Origin of the sequence: Geoalkalibacter sp. (assembly GCF_030604225.1) — a bacterium.
In the GTDB taxonomy this organism is placed as follows: domain Bacteria; phylum Desulfobacterota; class Desulfuromonadia; order Desulfuromonadales; family Geoalkalibacteraceae; genus Geoalkalibacter.
Genome location: NZ_JAUVWH010000015.1, coordinates 12,939 through 34,498, shown reverse-complemented (window position 1 = coordinate 34,498; position 21,560 = coordinate 12,939). Strand labels below are relative to the sequence as shown.

The following is a 21,560-nucleotide window of genomic DNA, read 5'->3' as shown; positions in this document are numbered from 1 at the left end:
CTCGCGCTCCAGCAGCGCGAGATTCCACGCATAGGAAGCCGCGACTCCCGCCAGACCGAAAAGAGCCAGCAGCCAGGAATAAAAAAGCAAGGCGCGCGAATCCTTGGAGAGCTTTTCCATGGAATTCCAACCAAAGATATAAATTTTTATTAATCTTAAGCAGAACGGTATTATATTCTCCCTTCGTTGTCAACAGGGCTGTTTGCGTTGCGTCAAGGCGGTCCGGAATCACCCGGCGCAACGCCTTGACGCACGTTTCGATGGCTTAGGGACGATAGGTCAGGACGTACTTGAAGCTGGCGGGATCGAGCCAGTCGAGGGCCTTGCCGCCGACCTCGGCGTAGGGGTACATGAAATAGTTGAGGGGCGCGCCCTGCTGAGCGGGGGAGAGAATCAGATCGCGCCCCTGGGAGAGTTGGACGCGCGCGGCTTCGATGCCGCCCCAGAAATACTCGCGCAGTTCGGCGACGCGCGGGTCGGAAAGTTCGAGCTTTTCCGTTAGCATCGCCTTGCGCACATCGGACGGGTCAACCGGCACCCAGCCATAGCCGGGCAGATAGAATTCGGCCCAGCAGTGCTGCCAGTTGGTAATGTCCGCCGGTTGATCCTTGCCCAACCGAATGCCGAAGATTTCCCGGGACGGAACGCCGGCCGCGCGCGCCAGGGCGACGTAGACCGAGTGGATGTCGGCGCATTTACCTCCCGGCTTTTGCAGCAGGCCGCAAACATCTCCGGGGCCGCAGCCCAGCACGCCGGGGTCGCGATACATGTTCTCCACCGTCCAGTCATAGATGGCCCGAGCTTTGCCATGAACCGTCTTGCGGCCCTTGGTAATGCTCTCCGCCAGCGCTTTTACTTCGCCGTCCGTGGGGCCCAGGGCGGTCGGCGCCAACCACAAGGCATAATCGCGCGGATCCCAGGCAGCTTCCTTGGCCGGGAAATCGCGCCGGATCACTTCAAGCCGTTCCACGGCGAAGGAAAATCTCAGGGTGCGCTCCTCGGTTCCCGGCGCCCAGCGGGCGAAGAGCATCGGCGTCCCGAAAACCTTGTCGGTGTAAACGGCGGCCTCGGCGTGGTTCCCCTCGACACGCACCGCACTGATGGTCTGATGGGCGTCGGACACCGGGTAGGGAATCCAGAGCCTGACCTCCTCGCCGGGGGCATGGGCGGAGAGATCGAAATCCATCTGGATGGTGCCCCCCTGGCCGGCAGCGGCGGCAAAGGGCAGGGACAAGAGCAGCAAAAGCAGGAAAACACTGAAACGATGTGCCATGCGATAGAGCCTCCACGCGAGAAATGCGGGCATCCTAACAGGGAGGCGCCAAACCTGTCCAAGAGATAATATCGATAATTTCCCTAGGAAATATCGAAAGCGCCGATACGCTCGACCCGTCGCCAGGGCATGAAAAAACCCCGCGGCATGGCATTGACCCCAAAATTTGTTAAGATTTGGACATGCGCGAAGCGCTCGGTCCCCACGGGAAATGAGCGCATTTACATCAAGGAGGAGGCAACATGGCTGAGAAGGATTGCATCAACCCCGAAGAACATTGCGCGCTCCACGCTTGTCAATTGACCTACAAGGAACGCAATCCGGACATCGAAAAACTTTTTGAAAACCCTCGCTTCGTCTGCACCAACTGTGGTGCCCAGGTTCACAACGACGAAAACGTCTGCAATCCCAGACCCATTTGAGGCGCCGCGACGCGCCACTGCTCGCCAAAACGGGGTCGCCCGCGGCGACCCCGCCATTTTTTGCCCTCCAACCCTCGATCCCGCCGCCAATTCCGCCATTCACTCGAAAGCAAGGCGCTCTAGTAGCAAACCCTCCTCACCAGCGTCCCCGCGCCGCCGGCGGCAGATCGGCGGGGATCAGCGGACGCGGCGTGAGCCGTTCGGGAAGACGCAGGATGGTCGTGCCGGCGGGCGGCTCCAGCTCGCGAAAGAGCCGCTCGCTGCGCCCGAGGTAGCTCTTGGAGAGGTGCATGGGCAGAAACCAGGCGGGCCGCAACTCATCGAGCAGCACATTGATGTCGGTGCTGCACAGATGATGGGCGGCCCGCGCCCGTGCCTCGTCCTGCGCCAGGTAGGTGCATTCGCCGATCAACAGAGTCACTCCCCCGAGCAGATCCTTGAGGCGCCGGCGATTCTCGGGCGTCAGGCCGAGGTCGGTGAAATAACCGATGCTCGCGGGTGTCGCGCGGGCGCGGATGCGTTCGTAAAGCGCGGCGGCATCAGTTTCCTCGGCATCCGGCCCGGCGTCTCCGACACCCCGCGGTATCCGGAGCCGACGCCCTTGCAGGTCGCCCGCGAAGAACAGCTGCTTGAGCTCCTTGATCCAGGGGCCGGGAACCAACCCGGCCACCGCCATGCGCCCTTCGTCCAGGGCAAATCCCGGAAGTTCCGTGATGCGATAAATCAGGACGGGAATCTTATGATCGCAGAGATCGGCATCCACCCGCAGATAGCGGTTGACATGGAGGCCGGTGGATGAGTGGGCACGTTCCGCGACGAAGCGGCAGGCGAAGCCCTCGGGTCCCCGAAACATAAAAGTGCGCAGACCGTGCGCGTGAACCTCATGCACGCGAAACGAACACCAGAAATCCTCGGCAAGATTCCAGTCGTAACTGCCCAGCTTGTTGGCGAAACGCGCGGCGATGCCCGGCGGCCCATAGAAATCGAGGGTGCGCGGCGACACCAGAACATGGCGGACCAGCGTATCCACGCCCATGAAGTGATCCATATGCGCGTGGCTGATGAAAACCGCGTCGATGGAGCGCAGCACCCGCTTGGCCAGATGGTGAAGCTGTCCGCAGTCAAACAGCAGGCCGCGGCCCAGGGGACGCACCTGCACCAGCAGCAGCGGATCATCCATCAGCCCGGAGAAAAAAGCCGGCTCGCAGAAATTGAAAGGCAAGCGCCCGGGACGGGGTGTTGGGGAGGGGATCGAAGCCATGCAGATGCCGTCCCTCGCCTCAGAACAGCAGGCGATGTCGGATTTTGCGGGGGGCATGGGCCACCACGGCGGCACCGAGAAAGACCAGTACGACGGCGGCGCCCTGGGGCAGAAACCCGTGATAGGCCGCGCCGAAAACAAGAATTTTCAGCAGAGTGACCACCCCCACCAGTTCGCGCCACAACTGACGATGCTGCATCCAGTCGCCCGCCATCAGCAAACCGCCGCTGACCAGGGTCAACGCCAGAAACGCGCCGGTGCGCCCCGCCAAACCATCGAACAGCCAGGCCGCGAGAATGACGGCGGCCCCGAGCTGATGAAGCGCGCGAATCGGCAAGGACAAATGGCGTACCCAAGGGGGACGCTCGCCGATGCGCCCGATTTTCGGGTCAGGATCGTTTCCCTTCGCGGGCCTGTGCTGCATGGGCGAAATCCCTTCGTTCGGAAGATCAGAAATCCTAGGGCTGGAGGATTTGACGCCTTGCCCGGTGCGGAAAGTCGTCACAGGGATTAAAAATCCCCGGTCAGTTCCTGCAGCTTGAAAATCTTGGGATTGAGGTCGCGGACCACGGCGATGATGGCGCGCAGGGTCTCCTCATCCACGCCCTCCTCCTCGTCGCGTCCCTGAAACCACTCGTAGCCGCGCGGCAGGGGCGAATAGGCGCCGTCGCGCAGCAGGGCGACATCCACCAGGTCGTTGACGCGACCACCCGCTTCCCAGGGATCGCGGTAGTTGTACTGGCGGGCCGTCAATTGCAGGCCGAGGCCGGAGGGAAACAGGGCGCGCACCTCGAAGGAGAATTCGCGCGGGGCGCCGTAGTTGTCGGTGCGTCCGCCGCGCGAGGCGACCCGCGCCCCGGCCTCTTCGAGCAGAGCGCGGACGGATTCTTCGGTCATAGGGGTTAGGGACTTGTCAGTTGTCATGGGTCACTTGTCATTGTTTGTTGGTCCGTTATCAGTGGCAGGTTGAGGGTCACGCGGCGCCTCAGGTGTCAAGCCGCAGCTCCACGCCCCAATCTGCCGGCTTCTGGCCCTCCTTGGTCAAGACCCAGAGGGTGGGGAATTCCATTTGCGAAGGTGTCTCGCCGTAGCCGTCGGTGAGATAGATGACGGCGGCGGGCCGGGGATGGAGAGTGCGGGCGTAGTCGAACACCGGGCGCAGATCGGTGAAGCCGCCGCCGTGGAAGACTTCGGCCACGGCCTCGCAGCCGCGAAAACTGGCGATTTTCTGGATGCGGCTGCCGGCGTAGAGCACGGTGAGCAGGGTGTCGCGACCGCGGGCGATGCGCACCAACTCGGCGGCGAAGGCTTCGCGCAGGGCCTGGATGTTGGTGGAATCGCTGACATCGATGCCGACCAGCAGGTTGAGGCGGCGGCGCTTGCGCTGGCCCGGCGTGGCGTGAGCAAAACGGCGATGCTCGCGCTTCCAGGTGCTCTGGCGGCCCACCCGCCCGGCGATGGCGACGAACTGGCGCAGCACCTGCCGCCAGGGAATGGGCGCGGGGGCGAGCATGGCCGCCACCAGGGTCTTGAGATCGCCGGGGATTTCGCCGTCACTCTTGCGCCAGGCCTCCCGCACCAGCCCGCGCACGATCTGCTCGGCGAGGCGCAGGGGCACGGCATCGGCTTCGGCCCAAAGCTGGTGATCATCGAGAGGGGCAGCGTCTTGGGCGGAATCCCGGGTGTTCCCCACCCCGACGTCGCCGGAACTTTCCCGCGATGCATCACCCAAGCCCTCGCCTTCCAAATTGCCCATGGCGAAAGGCCGTGACAGCAGCGCGTAATATTGCTCGGCGGCCAGGCCCTCGTCGAGATGATAGCGCCCGGGCAGCGGCGCGCCGCCGGGCAGAGAGGCAATTCCGGGATTGATGGCGAGATCGCAGGCGACATCCCAGGTCAGGGCATGGCGCTCCTTGCGCCGCGCCATGTGCAGATGCAGCACATGCTTGATGCAGTGCTCGAGCAGCGCCTCCTGCTCCGCGCCGCAATACTCGCCAAAGCGCGTCGCATTGACTTCGAGCAACGGCAGCCCACCCACCAGCGTCACCCCCAGGGGATAGGCCCCCGTCCCAAAGCGCCGCTGAAAATTGAGCAGCAGGTGGCCGTAGAAAGGCCGCCGCTTGAGCAGGCGGATGACGGCATCTTCAAGAAGATGCTGGTCCTTGGCTGAAGGTTGAACGTCTCTCATCCGCTACGCCATGGCACGATCAGGGCAATTTTTGCCAAACACACAAGGACAAAGGACCAAGGACAAAGGACAGCCCTTCTCAACTCGCCTCGCGGCTGATCTGCGCGATGGCGTCAAGCACCACCGCATCGTACTCGTCCTTGCTCAGCACCGCGGCCACGGCGGGAATCTTGAGCAGCGTCTTGACCAGGCCGAAGCGCAGGTCGCGCGGCAGCACGTCGATGTAGGCCACCAGGTTGCGCTCCTGGGCGGGGCTCAGGCGCGGCTGGTGGCGCAGGCGCGCGACCAGCAGGTTGAGGGTGGCCGCTTGCAGGTCGTCGCGCTGGGCGCGCACCCGCTCTTCAACCTCGTCCCAGCCGTCGAGCACCTCGTCCGCGCTCACCGGCCGCGCGCGATTGTCCGTGCACCATTGCAGGAACAGGGCGGCCGCCTCGTTGCCGACGATGCCGGCGTAGACTTCCATCTCCAGGTCACGAGGAAAGCGGCAGTTGCGGCGCAGGGTGCTGACCATCTCCCAGGCGCGCTCGCTGGGCTCCATCTGCATGTCGAGGGGACTGCCCTGGCGGGCGAGCATCTGGCTGTGAGCGGCGAGAAACTGGCGCACGTCGGCGTCGAAGCTGTTTTTCTCGGCATGGCGTGCCCAGCAGGAGTAATCGGTTTCCACGTAGACCATTACCATACGATCCAGCAAGGCGCGGTCGAGGGTCGCCACCTGGTAGGTGCCGTCGGGGGGATTGATGGTCACCACCACCTTGTGGCGCGGATCGAGCTGATGGGTGTGCAGGGCGCGACGGCGGCCCGCGGCGGGAGGTTCGACGAACTGGAAGATGGCCTGCAGGGTATCCTCCTGCTGGGCGCGGTTGAGCTCGTCGCAATGCACCACCGTCGGTGCGTCGCTGTCCAGGGGCCACCAGGAGGGCCGCGACCAGCGCATGACCTCGCCCTCGCGGTAGGGAATGCCGACCAAGTCGCCGACTTCCATCTGCCCGAGGCGCAGGGACACGTAATTGAGCCCCGCCTCGCGGCACACCTGGAGGATGCCCGCCGATTTGCCGACGCCGCGATGACCGACGATGCAGGGGGTCAGATCGGTGCGGGTGAGAATCTCGCGCACCACCAGTTTCATTTGTTCAACATTCATGGATTTTCAACCTTTTTGAATGCCGCGCCACGCTCTCCACGATAATTCATCCCGGTCCGCCGGCGCAAGGTTCGGATGCGCCGGCTCGGATGCGCGGGAAAACCTTGTCTTTGCCGTCCCGGGCGGGCTATGATCCGGGTCATTCGCCCGCAAGAGGAGCCCCGCCATGTTTGGTTTCGGCATCTGGGAAATCGCCCTGCTCATCGGCCTGCTGGTCCTGCTGTTCGGTGCGCGCCGCGCCGGCGCCATCGTGCGGCGCGGCATGGAGGTGCACGACCAGGTCAACCGCGCCCGCGGCGGCCTGCGCAATTTCTTCTCTCTCGACAGTCTTCTTGGCCGCAACCGCGACCGCAAGCCCTGAAATCAACAAAAGCCCCCGACCGCGAGGCCGAGGGCTATGAACGTTCATGGGTCGCGGATTTTCAGGATCACCGCGGCTTAACCAGCCAGATCCGCTGCGATCCCGCCTTTTCCGCGTTCTTCCGCGCCCCCCTAAACTAGCTTAGACAAGGTTCTTCGCCGCCGCCAGGGCCGCCGCGTAGTCGGGCTCGGCGGTCACTTCCTTGACGATCTCGCGGTAGGCCACCTTGCCCTGCTGGTCGATGACGTACACGGCGCGCGCGAGCAGCTTCAATTCCTTGATGAGCAGGCCGTAGTTCAGGCCGAAGGAGCGCTCCTGGTAATCGGAGAGGGTCTTGACCTTCTCGATGCCGGCGGCGCCGCACCAGCGTTTCTGGGCGAAGGGCAGATCGAGGCTGATGGTGTAGACCACCACGCTGTCGGGCAGGGCGGCGGCGTCCTGGTTGAACTTGCGCGTCATGGTGTCGCACACCGGGGTATCAATGGACGGCACCACCGTGATCAGCCGCACCTTGCCCGCCGAATCGGCGAGGGTCACGGGCGCCAGGCCGTTGTCGACCACACGAAACTCAGGCGCCGCGTCGCCCACCTTGATGTCGGGACCGAGCAGCGTCATGGGGTTGCCTTTGAAGGTGATGATGCCGGTTTTTTCCTGGGCCATGGGGAATCCTCCTTGAGCAGGGATGAAAGATTAGCGAAACGGTCATCATTTTAGCCGCTCGCGGCGTCCTGTCAAGCGCGCCCCCATTCGATTTTCCTCAGCGCGAACCCGCCCACTTGAGCCCGGCAATGCCGACGACGATCAGGGCGATGAAAAAGATGCGCAGGGCGGTGCGCGGCTCGCCGAGAAACAGCATGCCGACGACAGCGGTACCCACCGCGCCGATGCCCGTCCACACGGCGTAGGCGGTGCCCACCGGCAGAGTGCGCAGGGCCTGGGTCAAGAACCAAAAGCTCACGCCCATGGCGGCGAGGGTCAGGACACTGGGGACGATGCGGGTAAAACCCTGGGTGAACTTGAGACCCACCGCCCAGAGCACTTCGAACAATCCGGCAATCACCAATTGCATCCAGGCCATGGCTTAACCACAAACGCCGCAGCGCCGGCAGCCCGGGGCGCAGCGCGGCGTGACGCGCCCTTGTAGGGCGCGCTGGTATTCCTGCCACAGATAATCGCGGCGCACGCCGTTGTCGATCACTTCCCACGGGAAAATTTCCTCGGCGCCGCGCGGGCGCGTGACGTAGAAATCCGGATCGAGATCCAGTTCACGGCAAACGGCCTTGAGGTTGCGCCCGGCAGCCAGCAACGGCAGGGCCGCCGCGACCCGCCGGTCGCCGCGGGCGAGAAAGGCTTGCAGCACCGCCGCGCGCAGGGATTCGCAGATCATCTCGGTGTTGGCCAGGCGCGCCACCCCGGAGCGGATGCGGCGCAGGGTCTGCTGCAAGCTTTTTTCCGTCGCCATGGGCGCCCATTGCAATGGCGTGAAGGGCTTGGGGATGAACGGATTGAGGGACAGGGTCAGGTTGCCGAGGCGGCCACGCTTGCGCCCCGCATCGAGCCAGAGGGTGCGGATGGCGGCGGTCAGGCGCAACAGTTCCTCCACGTCGGCATCCGTCTCCGTGGGCAGGCCGATGAGAAAATACAGCTTGAGATTGGGGATGCCGCCCTCGGCGAGCAACGCCACGGCACGCAGAATATCGGCCTCGGTGAGCCCCTTGTTGACCAGGTCGCGCAACCGCTGGCTGCCCGCTTCGGGCGCGATGGCCAGGCTGCGATGGCCCGCGGCGGCCAGGGCATCGACCTCTTCGCGGTGCAAGGCGTCGATGCGCAGACTCGACATCGAAACGCCGCCCCCCTGTTCCAGAATGTGCCGCTGCAAGGCGCCGGCATAGGGATGATCCGCTACCGCCGCCCCCACCAGGCCGATGCGCCGGCGTCGGCAAAGGCCTTCGTCAGCCTGGGCGGCAAGGTTGGCGAAACTGCGGTCGCGAGGCGGCAGGTAAAGAAACCCGGCGGCGCAAAACCGGCAGCCCCGCGAGCAGCCGCGCGACACCTCGCTGAGATACAGGTCGCCGAACTCCGTCTCCTCGGTGAGCACATAGGAGACGCTGGCTGAGGCGTCCAGGTCGGCGAGCCAGCGGCGACGCACCGGCTGGGGCGCGTCCTTAAGCGCCAAACAGCGCGCCGGGATTCCGTCGGCCTGATAGTCCACCGCGTACAAGCTGGGCACGTAGATACCCGGCACCCGCGCCAGCTCATCCAGCAGCGCCTCCCGCGAGGCGCGCTCCTGTTGCAGGGCAAGGATCAGATCGGGCAGGATCGGCTCGGCCTCACCCACGGCGAACAGATCCATGACCTCGGCCAGGGGCTCGGGGTTGAGAAAGGCACACACGCCTCCGGCCAGCACCAGGGGATGGCGTGCGTCGCGCTCGGCGGCGCGCCAGGGCAGGCGCCCCAGCTCGAAGATCAGCGGCAAGTTGAGATAGTCGTTTTCAAAGGAGATGGAAAAGGCGACCAGATCGAAATCTTCGAGAAAACGGCCCGATTCCAGGGAAAACAGGGGATAGCCGGTGGCGCGGTGCTCGGCGAGATCCTCGGCGTCGGGCAGAAAAAACCGCTCGCAGAGGCAATCCTCGCGGCTGTTGAGCAGGTGATAGACGGTGAGAAAGCCAAGATTGCTCATGGCGTGATGGTAGGTGTTGGGATACACCAGGGCCACCGTCAACCGCCCGCCCCAGGGGTTGGCGCGACAACCGCTTTCCGCCGCCAGGCGCCGCCGCGCCTTATCCAATAATCGCCGACTCATGCCTATCGCCCTATCCCGTCCCTGCCCGTCCGGGCGCGTTGCCAAGAAAAAAGGGACCGCACGCGACGGTCCCTTGGTGGAGGGAGAACAACACTACATCACACGCACTTTTCCCCTCGGACGCCGGGCGGAGAACCGGCTCGGGGATGCGCTCATCAAACCCGCGTGACCGGGGGAGCAAGCCCCCGGCAAAACGAAAAATGTCGAAGGCGCGCGATCCCTCAGTCAACCCGCTTGCGCAGGAAGGTGGGGATATCGTATTCGTCCTCGCTGCCGGCGACGTTGGCCCCAAGGTTCGAGCGCATGCTGCGGATGCTCTCACGCTGGCGCTCGCGGATGAACGCCGGCACATCAGTGTTTTCCTTGGCGCGCAGGGCGGCGGCCGCCTGCGCCTTGATCTCGTCCGTCGCCGCGCGGGTCTTCTCGAAGGACTCGCCAAAGCCGGTGGCGATGGCGGTAATCTTGATGCTGTCGCCGAGTTCCTCGTTGACGACCAGACCGATGATGATGTTGGCATCCTCATGGACCTTGTCGTGGATGATGCGCGAGGCTTCCTCGAACTCTTCCATGGTCAGGCTGCTCGAACCGCAGATGTTGACCAGCACGCCCTTGGCGCCGGAGATGTCGATCTCCTCCAGCAGCGGGCTGCTGATGGCCTTCTGCGCGGCCTCGGCGGCGCGTTTCTCGCCCGAGGCCATCCCGATGCCCATCATCGCCATGCCGCGCACGCTCATGATGGCCTTGACGTCGGCGAAGTCGACGTTGATCAGGCCGCTGGTGGTGATCAGGTCGCTGATGCCCTGCACCGCCTGGCGCAGCACGTCGTCGGAGGGTTTGAAGGCGTCGAGAATGCTCATGTTCTTGCCGGCCAGCCCAAGCAGCCGGTCGTTGGGGATGACGATGAGGGAATCGACCACCTTCTTCAGGCAATCCACACCCTGCTCGGCCTTCTTCATGCGCTGGCGGCCTTCGCGGGTAAAGGGCTTGGTCACCACCCCCACCGTCAGGGCGCCCATTTCCCTGGCCACCTCGGCGATGACCGGCGCCGCGCCGGTACCGGTGCCGCCGCCCAGGCCCGCGGCGATGAACACCATGTCCGCGCCTTCGAGAAACTCGGCGATGCGCGCGCGGTCCTCGAGCGCCGCCTCGCGGCCGATTTCCGGATTGGCGCCGGCGCCCAAACCCTTGGTCAGCTTGCCGCCGAGCTGTACCTTCATGGGCGCCTTGCTGGTCTTGAGCGCCTGGGCGTCGGTATTGGCGGTGAGAAAATCCACTCCTTCGAGGTGGCAGTCGATCATGGTGTTGACCGCGTTGCCGCCACCGCCGCCGACGCCGATGACCTTGATTTTCGCCGTGCGATCCAAATTTTCTTCGAATTCAAACATGTCTCCCTCCCGCGGGCTGTTTCCGGAATCTCTCCGCGATTCCGGACGGTTTGTTGAGGCATCAGAAAAATTCGCCGAACCACTCTTTCATGCGTCTAACGATCTTGTCGAAAATGTTTTCCTGATCGATGGAAAAATTCTTGATGTTGAGATTCTTGCAGCCGTATTTAACCAGACCAACGCCGGTGGCGTAAACAGGGGAATTGACCACGTCGGTCAGTCCGCCGATGTCGCGCGGTACGCCGCGGCGCACCGGCATGCCGAAAATCTGTTCGGCCAGCTCCGGCATGCCCGGCAGAATCGAGGTGCCGCCGGTGATCACCACCCCGGAGGCGATGAGATCCTCATAGCCGCTGCGCAGGATTTCGCGATTCACAAGGGTGAAGATTTCCTCAACGCGCGGCTCGAGGATTTCCGCGAGCAACTGACGCGAGAGCACGCGCGCCTCGCGTCCGCCCACGGAGGGCACCTCGATGGTGGCATCCTTCTCGACCATGGAGGTCAGGCAGCAGCCGTAGGCATGCTTGATTTTTTCGGCTTCGGCCATGGGGGTGCGCAGGCCCACGGCGATGTCGTTGGTCAGGTGGTTGCCGCCGAGGGACAACACCGCCGTGTGCTTGATCGCGCCGTCGATATAGATGGCGATGTCGGTGGTGCCGCCGCCGATATCGACCAGCGCCACGCCCAGGTCCTTCTCGTCGGCGGAGAGCACCGCCTCGGCGGAGGCGAGTTGCTCCAGCACGATGTCGGCCACGTCGACGCCGGCGCGATTGCAGCTCTTGATGATGTTCTGCGCGCTGGCCACCGCGCCCGTGACGATGTGCACCTTGGCTTCGAGGCGCACGCCGCTCATGCCCAGGGGCTCCTTGATGCCGTCCTGGTCGTCGATGATGAATTCCTGCGGCAGGATGTGGATCACCTCGCGGTCCATGGGGATGGCCACCGCCTTGGCCGCGTCGATAACCCGGCGCACGTCCTCGCTGGTGACCTCGCGGTTCTTGATGGCGATCACCCCCTGGGAGTTGAACCCCTTGATGTGACCACCGGCTATGCCGGCAAAGACCGACTTGATCTCGCAGCCGGCCATGAGTTCGGCCTCCTGCAAGGCCTTGCGGATCGCGGCCACGGTGCTCTCGATGTTGATCACCACGCCCTTGCGCAAGCCTTTCGAGGGACTGGTGCCGATGCCGACGATGTCGATCCCCTCGGCGGTGAGATTGCCGATGATGGCGCAGATCTTGGTGGTGCCGATGTCCAGCCCGACGACCAGATTGTCCTTCCTGTTGCTCATAACATTCCCCTTCCCCGGCGGCCTTAGCCCCTGGCCTTTTGCTGCCTGTTGTCAACCTTCACGATCACGCGGTCGGGCACCTTGAGATCGATGTATCTCAGGGCCGGCAGCCGCGGCTCAAGCTCCTTGTAGATCTGTTCCAGACGATCGAGTTTCTGCGCGAAATCGCCCTCGCCAAGCTGCACCGGCACCGCGTCGAGGTAGGTGTAAAGCGAGATGCCTTCCTCGCGGTTGAGGCTCAGCTCCGAAATCGACTCCAGATTGAAGCGCCGCCGCTGGGCCAGCTCGTCGATCAGGGCGAGGGCCTGACGCAGGCGCTCGCGGGTGTGCTCGGGCTTGTCCAGCAGGTCCTCGCGTTCGATGCCGGTGATCACGGGAAAATCCAGCCGGTCACCGGCACTGAGCATTTTAAACACCTCGCCGTCGGCATCCACGTAATAGAGATAGCCGAGATTGACGATGGCGCGCGGTTGGCGCTCCTCCAGGCGAATCACCACCTCGCGCGGAAAAACGCGGTCGATGCGCGCGGTGGCAATCCAGGGATTCTCCTCGATCCTGCGTCCGATCATATCCAGATTGAGATCAAAAATCGAGCTGCCGATTTGAATGTCGGAAAGGCCCACGACTTCCTCGACCGTCACGCGCGCGGCGTTTTCCACGCGCACCGCCTCGATGCGGAAATAATCCGAAGCCACCAGCATATGCGCCGCGATGACGCCGCCACCGACGATCAGTGCCGTGCTGACCAGCGCCACCGCGCAACGCAGGGTCTTCTGCAAGAGCACCTTCCAGTCGCGCGGTTGGCGCTCGGGGCGCGCCTTGTTCGCCTTGCCCCTGGCCTTGACGAGCCGCTGCAAGTCGCGGGGCTTGCGCACCCGACGCACCTTGTTCGGCTTGACCTTGGGAGGGGTGACTGATTTGTAATCGCGCATCGCTCGTTTTTCCGGGGCCTCGGCCCCTGTTGATCCACCGCCGCGAACCGGCCTACTTGTTGACGCCGGCCCCTTCCAGAATCCGCAGCACCAACTCCTCGAAGTCGATGCCGGCCTGCCGCGCGGCCTTGGGCAGAAGGCTGGTTTCCGTCATGCCGGGAATGGTATTGACTTCCAGGCAGTAGAATTCACGCTCGTTGACCCGAAAATCGACCCGCGCGGCGCCCGTGCAGCCCAACACCTCGCAGGCGGCAACCGAGGCTTCCTGCAGGCGGTGATAGAGGGCCGGCTCCAGGGGCGCGGGCAGCAGATACTCAGTGCGACCGCTGGTGTACTTCGCGCCGAAATCGTAGAAACCGCCCTGGGCCTCGATCTGGATGACCGGCAAGGGCTCGCCGTCGAGCACCCCGACGGTGATTTCCCGCCCCGGAATATATTCCTCCACCAGCAACTGGTCATCAAAGCGCAGGGCCTCGTCAATCCCCCGGCGCAGATGTTCCAGGTCGCGGGCGATGGTGATGCCCAGGGTCGAGCCTTCCCGCGCCGGCTTGACCACCAGGGGGAAGTGCCGGCAGCGCGCGAGCAGCGCTTCCAGATCGGCGCCGCGCCGATACACCTCGAAACCCGGGGTCGGCAGGTCATGGTAAATGAGCATTTTTTTCGTCGCGACCTTGTCCATGGCGAGGCTGGAGGCCAGGACACCGCTGCCCGTGTAGGGGATATCCATTAGTTCGAGAAGCCCCTGCACGGTGCCGTCCTCGCCGAAGCGGCCATGCAGCGCGATAAACGCGACCTCGGCGCCGCTGTCGCGCAGTTGTCGGGCCAGATCGCGGTTCACGTCGATGCCCTGGCAACGATAGCCGCGCGTTTGCAGAGCCTTGAGTACCGCCGCGCCGGTGCGCAGGGACACGTCCCGCTCACCGGAGAGCCCGCCCATGAGTACGGCGATCTGACGCTGTTTGAGTTCTTCTCGGGTCATGGCCTGCTATCCTGTTTGCAATCCTCGAAAATGACGTTTTCTGTCATCGCGGGGAATTAGGTTCAAGAAATGGCGCCCTTGTCGCGCTCACGCAGATGGCGGATGAGATCCTCCCCCACCTGCCAGATGTTGCCCGCCCCCAGGGTGATGACCATGTCGCCGGGCCGCAGCAGGGGCGCGAGGTGCGGCACCACGGCGCTGCGCTCGCCGACGTAATGGGCATCCTTGTGGCCGTGGCGGCGGATGCTCTCCACCAGGGCGGCGCTGTCGACCCCGGCGACGGGCTCTTCGCCGGCGGCGTAGATATCGGTCACCACCAGATGGTCGGCCTGATAGAAGGCGGTGACGAATTCCTCGAACAGGGCCTGGGTGCGGCTGAAGCGATGGGGCTGAAAGACGGCGATGACGCGGCGATCCCAGCCCGAGCGGGCCGCGGCCAGGGTGGCCTTGATCTCGGCCGGGTGGTGTCCGTAATCATCGACCACCATGATGTCCTGGGCGTCGTACTTGATCTGGAAACGGCGCTGCACTCCGCCGAAATCCTGAAAACCGTCGGCGATGTTCCAGAAGGGAATGCCGATTTCCATGGCCACGGCGATGGCCGCCAAGGCGTTGAGGACGTTATGACGTCCCGGCATGCGAAAGCTGACCTGGCCCAGATCCTCGCCGCGGCAATGCACGCGAAAGGAGGTGCGCCCGGCCTGATGCACGATGTCGGTGGCATGCAAATCGGCCTGGCCGGCGAGGCCGTAGGTGAGAAATCGCTTCTTGACCCGGGGAATGATGGCCTGGATGTTGGGATCGTCGAGGCAGAGCACCGCCAGGCCGTAAAAGGGCACCTTGTTGATGAAATCGACAAAGGTGTCCTTGATCTGCTCCAGGTCGCGGTAGAAATCGAGGTGGTCGGCATCGATGTTGGTCACCACCGCGATGGTCGGCGAGAGCAGCATGAAGGAGCCGTCCGACTCGTCGGCCTCGGCCACCAGGAACTTGCCCTGGCCGAGTTTCGCGTTGGAACCCAGGGAATCGAGACGCCCGCCGATGACAGAGGTCGGATCGATGCCGCCATGATACAGCAGGGTTGCCACCATGCTGGTAGTGGTGGTCTTGCCGTGGGTGCCGGCCACGGCGAGGCCGTACTTCATGCGCATCAATTCGGCGAGCATTTCCGCGCGCGGGATGACCGGAATCAGGCGTCGATGAGCATCCACGACCTCGGGATTGTCCTTTTTCACCGCCGTAGAGGTCACCACCACATCCACATCCCGGAGGTTCTCCGCGCGATGGCCGTAGAAAATCTCGCCGCCAAGGTCGGCCAGCCGCCGGGTGATCTCGCTTTCGCGCAGATCCGACCCCGACACCTGATAGCCGAGATTGAGCAGCACCTCGGCGATGCCGCTCATGCCGATGCCGCCGATGCCGACGAAATGAATTTTTCGGATCTTTCCGTACATGCTTTCTCCGCTTGCAGGATCAGGCGCTACTTGCGTTTTTGGGCAATCGCCCGGCATTCCTTGAGAATCGCGGCGGCTGCGTCCCTTTTGCCCAGGGCATGGGCGGCCCCGGCCATGGAAGTCAACAGATCGAGATCCGCGAGCAGATCGCGTACCAATTGTCCCAGCCGCGCGGGGGTCAACTGGGATTGGGGCAGCAGCAGCGCCGCGCCCTTTTCCGCCAGGGCGTGGGCATTGGCCGTCTGGTGATCGCCCGCCGCATGGGGATAGGGCACCAGGATGGCGGCTCGCCCGCAGGCCGTCAATTCCGCCAGGGTGGTGGCCCCGGCCCGGCATACCACCAGATGGGCCCGGCGATAGGCCGCGCTCATGTCGTCGATGAACGGCACCACCCACTCGGGATTCCAGCCGGCGGCTCGATACCCCTCGCGCACCCGCTGCAGATCCTCCTCGCCCGTCTGGTGCAGCAGACCAATCCGGCCCTTGAGGTCGGCCAACTCCGGCAGGGTGGCCAGCATCGCGTCATTGATGGCGCGCGCGCCCAGGGACCCGCCGAACACCAGGAGATGGGGCGTGCCCGGCGGTGGCGGCGGGCAATCAGCCAATCCGAGACGCACCGGGTTGCCCGTGACCACCACCGAGGCGCGGCGCAAGAGATCCTGAGCCTCGGCAAAGGACAGGCAGACGCGCTGCACCCAGGGCGCCAGCAGACGATTGGTCAACCCGGGACGGGCATTTTGCTCATGAATCAACACCGGGTAGCCGAGCAGGCGCGCGACGGCCAGCACCGGGCCCGAAGCGTAGCCGCCGACACCGACCACCACGTCGGGTCGAAATTCGCGCACAATCGCCCAGGATTGCCAAAAACTTTTCAGCAGCTGGGGCAGCAGGGCCAACCTGTGCCGCCAGCCCTTGCCCACCAGGCCGCTGATCTCGATCTTGCGCAGCGCAAGACCAAGGCGGGGCAGCACACGACTTTCCAGGCCACGTTCGGTGCCGACGAACAGCACCTGCGCATCGGGTTCCTCGCGCAGCAGCTGCTCGGCCAAGGCAACGGCGGGAAACAGGTGACCGCCGGTTCCACCACCCGCCAGCAGCATCCTCATGGCTTGTCCTCCCTGCTCTGGCGCGAGATGTTGAGCAGAACTCCGAGCGCGAACAGGGTGGTCAGAAGACTGGTCCCCCCATAGGAGAGCAGCGGCAGGGCCAGGCCCTTGGTGGGCAGCAAGCCGAGCACCACGCCCATGTTGATGAAAGCGCCCAGGCCGATGAGAAAGGTCAGGCCGAAGGCCAAATGGCGTCCATAGTCATCCGGGGCCTGCTGGGCGATGCGCAGGCCCCGCAGGCAGAGCACCAGAAACATGGCGGCCACCACCAGCACGCCGACAAAGCCCAATTCCTCGCCGACCACGGACAGGATGAAATCCGTATGCGCCTCGGGCAGATAAAAGAGTTTCTGCTGGCCTTCGCCGAGGCCCTTGCCGAACACGCCGCCCAGGCCGAAGGCGGTCCAGCTCTGGATGATCTGGAAACCCGTGTTGTAGGGATCTTCCCAGGGATCGAGAAACGCCAGGATGCGCCGGCGGCGGTAATCGACCTGCATGATCGCCATGTAGAGCACCGGCACCGCGAGCAATGCCACCGAAATCAGGTAGCTCAGGCGCGCGCCGCCGACCATGAGCATGGCCATGGACACACCGGCGATGACCATGGCGCTGCCCAGGTCGGGCTGCAGCAGCAACAGCCCCAGCAGGCAGCCCAGCACCAGCATGTAGGGCAGGAAACCGAGCTTGAAACTTTTCATCTTGTCTTTCTTGCGCGCCAGCGAATGGGCCAGGTAGAACACCATGGCCAGCTTGGCGAGTTCCGCCGGCTGCACCGAGAACCCCGGCAGGCGCAGCCAGCGCGAAGCGCCGCCGACACTGGCCCCGACCCCCGGGATCAGCACCAAGACAAGCAGGATCACCGCGGTGGCCATGACAAAGACCGTCAAGCGACGCCAGAAGCGATAGTCGATGTACATGGCGGCGGCCATCAGGGCAAAGCCGGCGACGGCGAAGATCCCCTGACGCTTGAGGAAGAAAAAGTCATCGCCGAAACGCTTGGCGGCCATGATCGACGACGACGAATAGACCATGACCACCCCGAAGCAGGTGAGCACCACCGCCAGAAGCAGAATCGCCGTATCGAATTCGCGTCGGATCGTCATGTCTAGACCGCCTTGGCTTCGCCTTCCGGCAGAGCTTTGACCAGGCCGGCGAAAATATCGCCGCGCTCTTCAAAATCCCGAAACATATCGTAGCTGGAGCAGGCCGGCGAGAGCAGCACCGTTCCTCCGGCCGGGGTCAGCTCGCGGGCACGCCGAACCGCGTCGGCCATATCCGACGCCCGCAGGCAGTGGGCCAGCGCACCGAGGACCGATTCGATGCGCGCGGCCGCTTCACCGATGAGAATCAGGTGAGCGACCCGCTCGCGCACCAGCGGCACCAGGGGCGCATAATCGCCGCCCTTGTCCTTGCCCCCGGCAATCAGCGTCACCGGATGGCTCAGTCCGGCCAGGCTCTTGACCACGCTGCCGACGTTGGTCGCCTTGGAATCGTTGTACCAGGTCACCCCATCGAGCCGCCGCACCGGCACCATGCGATGCGGCAGGCCGCCAAAAGCGCAGACCGCCCGCCAGGCAAGAGCGGCCGGACAGCCGGAAAGCAACGCCGGGATCAGGGCGGCCATGGCGTTCTCGACGTTGTGCAACCCGCGCAGCTGCATGTCGGCCACGGCGAAACGCTCCTCGCAACCGCCCATGCGCCAGACCAGGGCGTCACCGTCAAATCCCATGCCCTCATCGAGAACCCGCGCCGAGGAGAAAAACACCTTGCGTGCCCGGCACTCCGCCGCCGCCTTGAGCACCAGCGGATCCTCCAGGTTAAGCACCGTGACGTCATCGTTCTGCTGGCGGGCGAAGACTTGCGCCTTGGCCGCCAGGTAGCTGTCCATGTCGGGATAGCGATCGAGGTGATCCTCGGTGATGTTGAGCAGCAGGGCAAAACGCGGCCGGAAATCCGCCACCGCCTCCAACTGGAAGGAGGACAACTCGGCCACCAGCCAGTCCCAGCCGTCCTCGCGCGTCGCATCGATGAGCGGCTGGCCGAGGTTGCCGCCGACAAAGGTTTTTTTTCCCCAAGCCTGAAAGATATCGCCGCACAGGGTGGTGGTGGTCGACTTGCCGTTGGTGCCGGTAATCGCCACCAGCGGTGCCCTGAGCGCCCGCCAGGCAATTTCGATTTCACCGAGAATGGGCACGCCGGCGCGCGCGGCCGCCGCCAGGGCCGGCTGATCGAGGGGCACGCCGGGGCTGACCACGATCAGGTCGGCTGCGCCGAGCAGTTCCGCGCTGTGCCCGCCACAATCCAGGCGCACGCCGGCCTGCGTCAGGGTCTCGGCCTGGGGAATGCGGTCGCGCTCCCGGCGGTCGGAAAGAGTCAGGCGTGCCCCCGCGCGCAGGAAATAACCGACCAGCGCCAAGCCGGTACGGCCCGCGCCGACGATCGCCACATTTTTTCCGGCATAGGGATTCACGGCCTTACCTCAGCTTCAGGGTCGAGAGGGACACCAGCGCCAGAATGATGCTGATGATCCAGAAACGCACGATGATCTTGGGCTCGGGCCAGCCCTTGAGCTCGAAATGGTGATGAATCGGCGCCATCTTGAAGATCCGTTTGCCGTAAAGGCGAAAGGACGTGACCTGGAAGATCACCGACAGCGCCTCCAGGACAAAAATCCCGCCGACGATCACCAGCACGATTTCCTGCTTGGTGATGACGGCGATGGTGCCCAGGGCGCCGCCCAGGGACAGACTGCCCACATCGCCCATGAACACCTGGGCGGGATAGCTGTTGAACCAGAGAAACCCCAGCCCCGCGCCGACCATGGCGCCGCACAGGATCGAGAGTTCGCCGGCTCCGGGCACGGGGTTGATCTGCAGATATTCGGCCAGTCGCGCATTGCCCGCCAGATAGGCGAAGAGCAGATAGGTGCCCGAGGCGATGATCATCGGGCCGATGGCCAGGCCATCAAGGCCATCCGTGAGGTTCACGGCGTTGCCGGCGCCCACGATGACCAAAAGCGCGAAGGGAATGTAGAAAAGGCCCAATTCGGGCCGCACGTTCTTGAAGAAGGGAACACCCAGGGTGGTCTGAAAGGGGGGATAGACATAGAGGATCAAACCGGCGGCAAAGGCGATGAGCAGCAGCCAGAACATCTTGGACCGCGCGGAAAGCCCGTCGCTGTTGCGCTTGCGCACTTTGAGCAGGTCGTCGCTGAAGCCGACGATGCCGAAACCGACCGTGACCAGCAGCACCACCCACACATAGAGATTGGTCAGATCGGCCCACAGCAGGGTCGGCAGCACGATGGCGCAGAGAATCAGGGTGCCGCCCATGGTCGGCGTGCCCTCTTTCTTGAAATGGGATTCGGGCCCGAGCTTGCGGATCGACTGGCCGATCTGCAGGGACGACAGCTTGTTGATCAGCCAGGGACCGATCAGGAAAGAGATCACCAGGGCGGTGATGGTCGCGTATATGGTCCGGAAGGTGATGAACCGGAACACATAGAACGCCGAATATTCGGTATGCAGCGGGTACAGCAGGTGGTAGAGCATGCGTCCGTCCTCAGATCACCACGGCCAGCCGGAACTCCTGACGTTCCTGCAGCAGTGCGCAGATTTTCTCCATTCTCATGCCCCGCGATCCCTTGACCAGCAAACGATCACCCCGAACCAGAACATCCTGCAGACGGTTGGCGATGTCCTGGTGATCGCGCGCGATCCACACCCGGCTCTCGTCCATGCCCGCCGCACGGGCACCGGCGGCGAGTTCTTGCGCCATGTTGCCCAGCACGACGAGCAGATCGCAGCGCCGCGCGGCTTCGGCGCCGATTTCCCGATGCAGGCTCGCCGCCTCCGGCCCCAGTTCCAGCATGTCACCGAGCACGGCGATGCGGCGGCCGCCGCCCGGCAGCTCATCCAGGGTGGCAAGAGCCGCCTTGACCGACAGGGGATTGGCATTGTAGCTGTCATCGATGAGCAGGGCGCCGCCGGGCAGATTGGCCAGATTGAGACGTCCGGCGATGGGGCGGTAGCGCCCCAGGCCGCGGGCGATCAGGGCCGGCGCGACGCCCAGGGCATGGGCCGCGGCGGCAGCCGCCAGGGCGTTGAGCACGTTGTGGCGGCCCGGCACGCGCAGGCGCACGAGAACCTCCTGCTCGCCCAGACACAACTTGAAAGCCGCCTCGTGACCCTGGACGCGGATCTCGCGCGCCCGCACCTGGGCGCTCTCGCATTCCCCGAACAGCAGGCGCCGCACGCCGTTGGCCACGGGCAACTCACGGGTGCGTGGGTCATCGGCATTGACAATGGCGGTGCCGCCGGGCGGCAGGGCGATGAACAACTCACCCTTGGCCCGCGCCACGCCGTCGATTCCCTGCAGGACTTCGAGATGGGCCGGACCGATGTTGGTGATGATGCCGATCTGGGGGCGAGCGATCTCCGCCAGGCGGGCGATTTCACCGCGGGCGCTCATGCCCATTTCGATCACCGCCCAGCGATGCTCCTCGGGATTGAGCTTGAACAGCGTCAGGGGCACGCCGATGAGATTGTTGAAATTGCCCTCGGTTTTGAGCCCCGCGCCGGTCTGTTCGAGAATCGCCGCGAGCATTTCCTTGGTGGTGGTTTTTCCGGAAGAGCCGGTCACCGCCACCAACGGTCCCGCCAAGCGCAGCCGCCAGTCGGCGGCCAAATCGCCCATGGCGCGCAGGGTGTCCGGCACATGAATCACCGGCACGGGAAACCCGGCGACGATTTCCTCGGAAAGACAGGCCGCGGCGCCGCGGCGCGCCGCCTGCACGAGAAAATCGTGCCCGTCGAAATTTTCACCGCGCAGGGGCACGAACAGTTCGCCCGACTCAATGGAGCGGCTGTCGCTGGAAACTCCTTCAACCGTACCGCCGGCTCCCGGCGGCAACAGCGTTCCGCCCGTCACCCGGGCTATGGTTGCCAAATCAAGTTTCATCA

The 21,560-nt window shown here is 64.2% G+C and carries 21 protein-coding genes; 2 read left to right on the top strand and 19 right to left on the bottom strand.

The features are described 5' to 3' along the window. Positions 1-265: 265 nt before the first annotated feature. Positions 266-1,273: a transglutaminase-like domain-containing protein gene (locus QAT43_RS03435; RefSeq protein WP_305041640.1), complete on the bottom strand. Its 1,008-nt coding sequence runs from the start codon at positions 1,271-1,273 to the stop codon at positions 266-268. 242 nt (positions 1,274-1,515) lie between these two features. Between QAT43_RS03435 and QAT43_RS03430 the strand changes: the two genes are divergently transcribed. Then, positions 1,516-1,695 (top strand): hypothetical protein, encoded by a 180-nt coding sequence (locus QAT43_RS03430; protein ID WP_305041639.1) that lies wholly within the window; start codon positions 1,516-1,518, stop codon positions 1,693-1,695. Positions 1,696-1,831: 136 nt separating this feature from the next. Here QAT43_RS03430 and QAT43_RS03425 read toward each other — a convergent pair whose 3' ends face one another. The 5 genes from QAT43_RS03425 to QAT43_RS03405 all read right to left on the bottom strand — a co-directional run bounded on the left by QAT43_RS03425 (position 1,832) and on the right by QAT43_RS03405 (position 6,285). Continuing rightward, positions 1,832-2,956: a ribonuclease Z gene (locus QAT43_RS03425; RefSeq protein WP_305041638.1), complete on the bottom strand. Its 1,125-nt coding sequence runs from the start codon at positions 2,954-2,956 to the stop codon at positions 1,832-1,834. A gap of 19 nt (positions 2,957-2,975) precedes the next feature. Continuing rightward, the gene (locus tag QAT43_RS03420) at positions 2,976-3,380 is read right to left on the bottom strand and encodes a hypothetical protein (protein WP_305041637.1); all 405 of its coding nucleotides are present in this window, start codon (positions 3,378-3,380) and stop codon (positions 2,976-2,978) included. 86 nt (positions 3,381-3,466) lie between these two features. Further along, entirely contained in the window at positions 3,467-3,853 is a 387-nt protein-coding gene (locus QAT43_RS03415; RefSeq protein ID WP_305041636.1) for a hypothetical protein, read from the bottom strand. Between the two features lie 88 nt (positions 3,854-3,941). Further along, complete coding sequence (locus QAT43_RS03410) at positions 3,942-5,144, bottom strand: vWA domain-containing protein (protein WP_305041635.1); 1,203 nt, start codon at positions 5,142-5,144, stop codon at positions 3,942-3,944. A 79-nt stretch (positions 5,145-5,223) separates the two neighbouring features. Further along, positions 5,224-6,285, bottom strand: coding sequence for a hypothetical protein (locus QAT43_RS03405; RefSeq protein ID WP_305041634.1), 1,062 nt, complete (start codon positions 6,283-6,285; stop codon positions 5,224-5,226). Between the two features lie 166 nt (positions 6,286-6,451). Here QAT43_RS03405 and QAT43_RS03400 point away from each other — a divergent pair, with 166 nt between their 5' ends. Continuing rightward, positions 6,452-6,646 carry a hypothetical protein gene (locus QAT43_RS03400; protein WP_305041633.1) on the top strand — a complete coding sequence of 65 codons (195 nt, stop codon included), beginning with the start codon at positions 6,452-6,454 and terminating at the stop codon, positions 6,644-6,646. 141 nt (positions 6,647-6,787) lie between these two features. Here QAT43_RS03400 and tpx read toward each other — a convergent pair whose 3' ends face one another. From tpx to QAT43_RS03335, 13 genes are all read right to left on the bottom strand, one after another. Continuing rightward, positions 6,788-7,306, bottom strand: coding sequence for a thiol peroxidase (gene tpx / locus QAT43_RS03395; RefSeq protein WP_305041632.1), 519 nt, complete (start codon positions 7,304-7,306; stop codon positions 6,788-6,790). Positions 7,307-7,403: 97 nt separating this feature from the next. Next, positions 7,404-7,724, bottom strand: coding sequence for a quaternary ammonium compound efflux SMR transporter SugE (gene sugE, locus QAT43_RS03390; RefSeq protein ID WP_305041631.1), 321 nt, complete (start codon positions 7,722-7,724; stop codon positions 7,404-7,406). A gap of 3 nt (positions 7,725-7,727) precedes the next feature. Continuing rightward, positions 7,728-9,452 (bottom strand): radical SAM protein, encoded by a 1,725-nt coding sequence (locus tag QAT43_RS03385; RefSeq protein ID WP_305041630.1) that lies wholly within the window; start codon positions 9,450-9,452, stop codon positions 7,728-7,730. Positions 9,453-9,673: 221 nt separating this feature from the next. Then, a complete protein-coding gene (ftsZ, locus tag QAT43_RS03380; RefSeq protein ID WP_305041629.1) occupies positions 9,674-10,837 on the bottom strand; it encodes a cell division protein FtsZ in 1,164 nt (387 codons plus the stop codon). A 61-nt stretch (positions 10,838-10,898) separates the two neighbouring features. Next, positions 10,899-12,128 (bottom strand): cell division protein FtsA, encoded by a 1,230-nt coding sequence (gene ftsA, locus QAT43_RS03375; RefSeq protein WP_305041628.1) that lies wholly within the window; start codon positions 12,126-12,128, stop codon positions 10,899-10,901. Between the two features lie 23 nt (positions 12,129-12,151). Beyond that, on the bottom strand, positions 12,152-13,060 hold the full coding sequence (locus QAT43_RS03370) for a cell division protein FtsQ/DivIB (protein ID WP_305041627.1): 909 nt from the start codon (positions 13,058-13,060) through the stop codon (positions 12,152-12,154). A 52-nt stretch (positions 13,061-13,112) separates the two neighbouring features. Continuing rightward, entirely contained in the window at positions 13,113-14,039 is a 927-nt protein-coding gene (locus QAT43_RS03365) for a D-alanine--D-alanine ligase (protein ID WP_305041626.1), read from the bottom strand. A 62-nt stretch (positions 14,040-14,101) separates the two neighbouring features. After that, a complete protein-coding gene (gene murC, locus QAT43_RS03360) occupies positions 14,102-15,493 on the bottom strand; it encodes a UDP-N-acetylmuramate--L-alanine ligase (RefSeq protein WP_305041625.1) in 1,392 nt (463 codons plus the stop codon). 26 nt (positions 15,494-15,519) lie between these two features. Further along, entirely contained in the window at positions 15,520-16,599 is a 1,080-nt protein-coding gene (gene murG, locus QAT43_RS03355; protein WP_305041624.1) for an undecaprenyldiphospho-muramoylpentapeptide beta-N-acetylglucosaminyltransferase, read from the bottom strand. Continuing rightward, the gene (gene ftsW, locus QAT43_RS03350; protein ID WP_305041623.1) at positions 16,596-17,702 is read right to left on the bottom strand and encodes a putative lipid II flippase FtsW; all 1,107 of its coding nucleotides are present in this window, start codon (positions 17,700-17,702) and stop codon (positions 16,596-16,598) included. The genes murG and ftsW overlap by 4 nt, the downstream gene beginning before the upstream one ends. Positions 17,703-17,704: 2 nt before the next feature. After that, on the bottom strand, positions 17,705-19,069 hold the full coding sequence (murD, locus tag QAT43_RS03345; protein WP_305041622.1) for a UDP-N-acetylmuramoyl-L-alanine--D-glutamate ligase: 1,365 nt from the start codon (positions 19,067-19,069) through the stop codon (positions 17,705-17,707). Between the two features lie 4 nt (positions 19,070-19,073). Further along, complete coding sequence (gene mraY / locus QAT43_RS03340) at positions 19,074-20,150, bottom strand: phospho-N-acetylmuramoyl-pentapeptide-transferase (protein ID WP_305041621.1); 1,077 nt, start codon at positions 20,148-20,150, stop codon at positions 19,074-19,076. Between the two features lie 10 nt (positions 20,151-20,160). Next, complete coding sequence (locus tag QAT43_RS03335) at positions 20,161-21,558, bottom strand: UDP-N-acetylmuramoyl-tripeptide--D-alanyl-D-alanine ligase (protein ID WP_305041620.1); 1,398 nt, start codon at positions 21,556-21,558, stop codon at positions 20,161-20,163. Positions 21,559-21,560: the final 2 nt, after the last annotated feature.

Coding starts and splice junctions, on each gene's coding strand:
- QAT43_RS03335 (WP_305041620.1), bottom strand. CDS start 21,558: ATGAAACTTGATTTGGCAACCATAGCCCGGGTGACGGGCGGAACGCTG.
- murG (WP_305041624.1), bottom strand. CDS start 16,599: ATGAGGATGCTGCTGGCGGGTGGTGGAACCGGCGGTCACCTGTTTCCC.
- ftsW (WP_305041623.1), bottom strand. CDS start 17,702: ATGACGATCCGACGCGAATTCGATACGGCGATTCTGCTTCTGGCGGTG.
- QAT43_RS03425 (WP_305041638.1), bottom strand. CDS start 2,956: ATGGCTTCGATCCCCTCCCCAACACCCCGTCCCGGGCGCTTGCCTTTC.
- QAT43_RS03415 (WP_305041636.1), bottom strand. CDS start 3,853: ATGACCGAAGAATCCGTCCGCGCTCTGCTCGAAGAGGCCGGGGCGCGG.
- QAT43_RS03365 (WP_305041626.1), bottom strand. CDS start 14,039: ATGACCCGAGAAGAACTCAAACAGCGTCAGATCGCCGTACTCATGGGC.
- QAT43_RS03420 (WP_305041637.1), bottom strand. CDS start 3,380: ATGCAGCACAGGCCCGCGAAGGGAAACGATCCTGACCCGAAAATCGGG.
- sugE (WP_305041631.1), bottom strand. CDS start 7,724: ATGGCCTGGATGCAATTGGTGATTGCCGGATTGTTCGAAGTGCTCTGG.
- mraY (WP_305041621.1), bottom strand. CDS start 20,150: ATGCTCTACCACCTGCTGTACCCGCTGCATACCGAATATTCGGCGTTC.
- ftsA (WP_305041628.1), bottom strand. CDS start 12,128: ATGAGCAACAGGAAGGACAATCTGGTCGTCGGGCTGGACATCGGCACC.
- QAT43_RS03430 (WP_305041639.1), top strand. CDS start 1,516: ATGGCTGAGAAGGATTGCATCAACCCCGAAGAACATTGCGCGCTCCAC.
- QAT43_RS03405 (WP_305041634.1), bottom strand. CDS start 6,285: ATGAATGTTGAACAAATGAAACTGGTGGTGCGCGAGATTCTCACCCGC.
- QAT43_RS03370 (WP_305041627.1), bottom strand. CDS start 13,060: ATGCGCGATTACAAATCAGTCACCCCTCCCAAGGTCAAGCCGAACAAG.
- QAT43_RS03400 (WP_305041633.1), top strand. CDS start 6,452: ATGTTTGGTTTCGGCATCTGGGAAATCGCCCTGCTCATCGGCCTGCTG.
- ftsZ (WP_305041629.1), bottom strand. CDS start 10,837: ATGTTTGAATTCGAAGAAAATTTGGATCGCACGGCGAAAATCAAGGTC.
- tpx (WP_305041632.1), bottom strand. CDS start 7,306: ATGGCCCAGGAAAAAACCGGCATCATCACCTTCAAAGGCAACCCCATG.
- QAT43_RS03410 (WP_305041635.1), bottom strand. CDS start 5,144: ATGAGAGACGTTCAACCTTCAGCCAAGGACCAGCATCTTCTTGAAGAT.
- murC (WP_305041625.1), bottom strand. CDS start 15,493: ATGTACGGAAAGATCCGAAAAATTCATTTCGTCGGCATCGGCGGCATC.
- QAT43_RS03435 (WP_305041640.1), bottom strand. CDS start 1,273: ATGGCACATCGTTTCAGTGTTTTCCTGCTTTTGCTGCTCTTGTCCCTG.
- QAT43_RS03385 (WP_305041630.1), bottom strand. CDS start 9,452: ATGAGTCGGCGATTATTGGATAAGGCGCGGCGGCGCCTGGCGGCGGAA.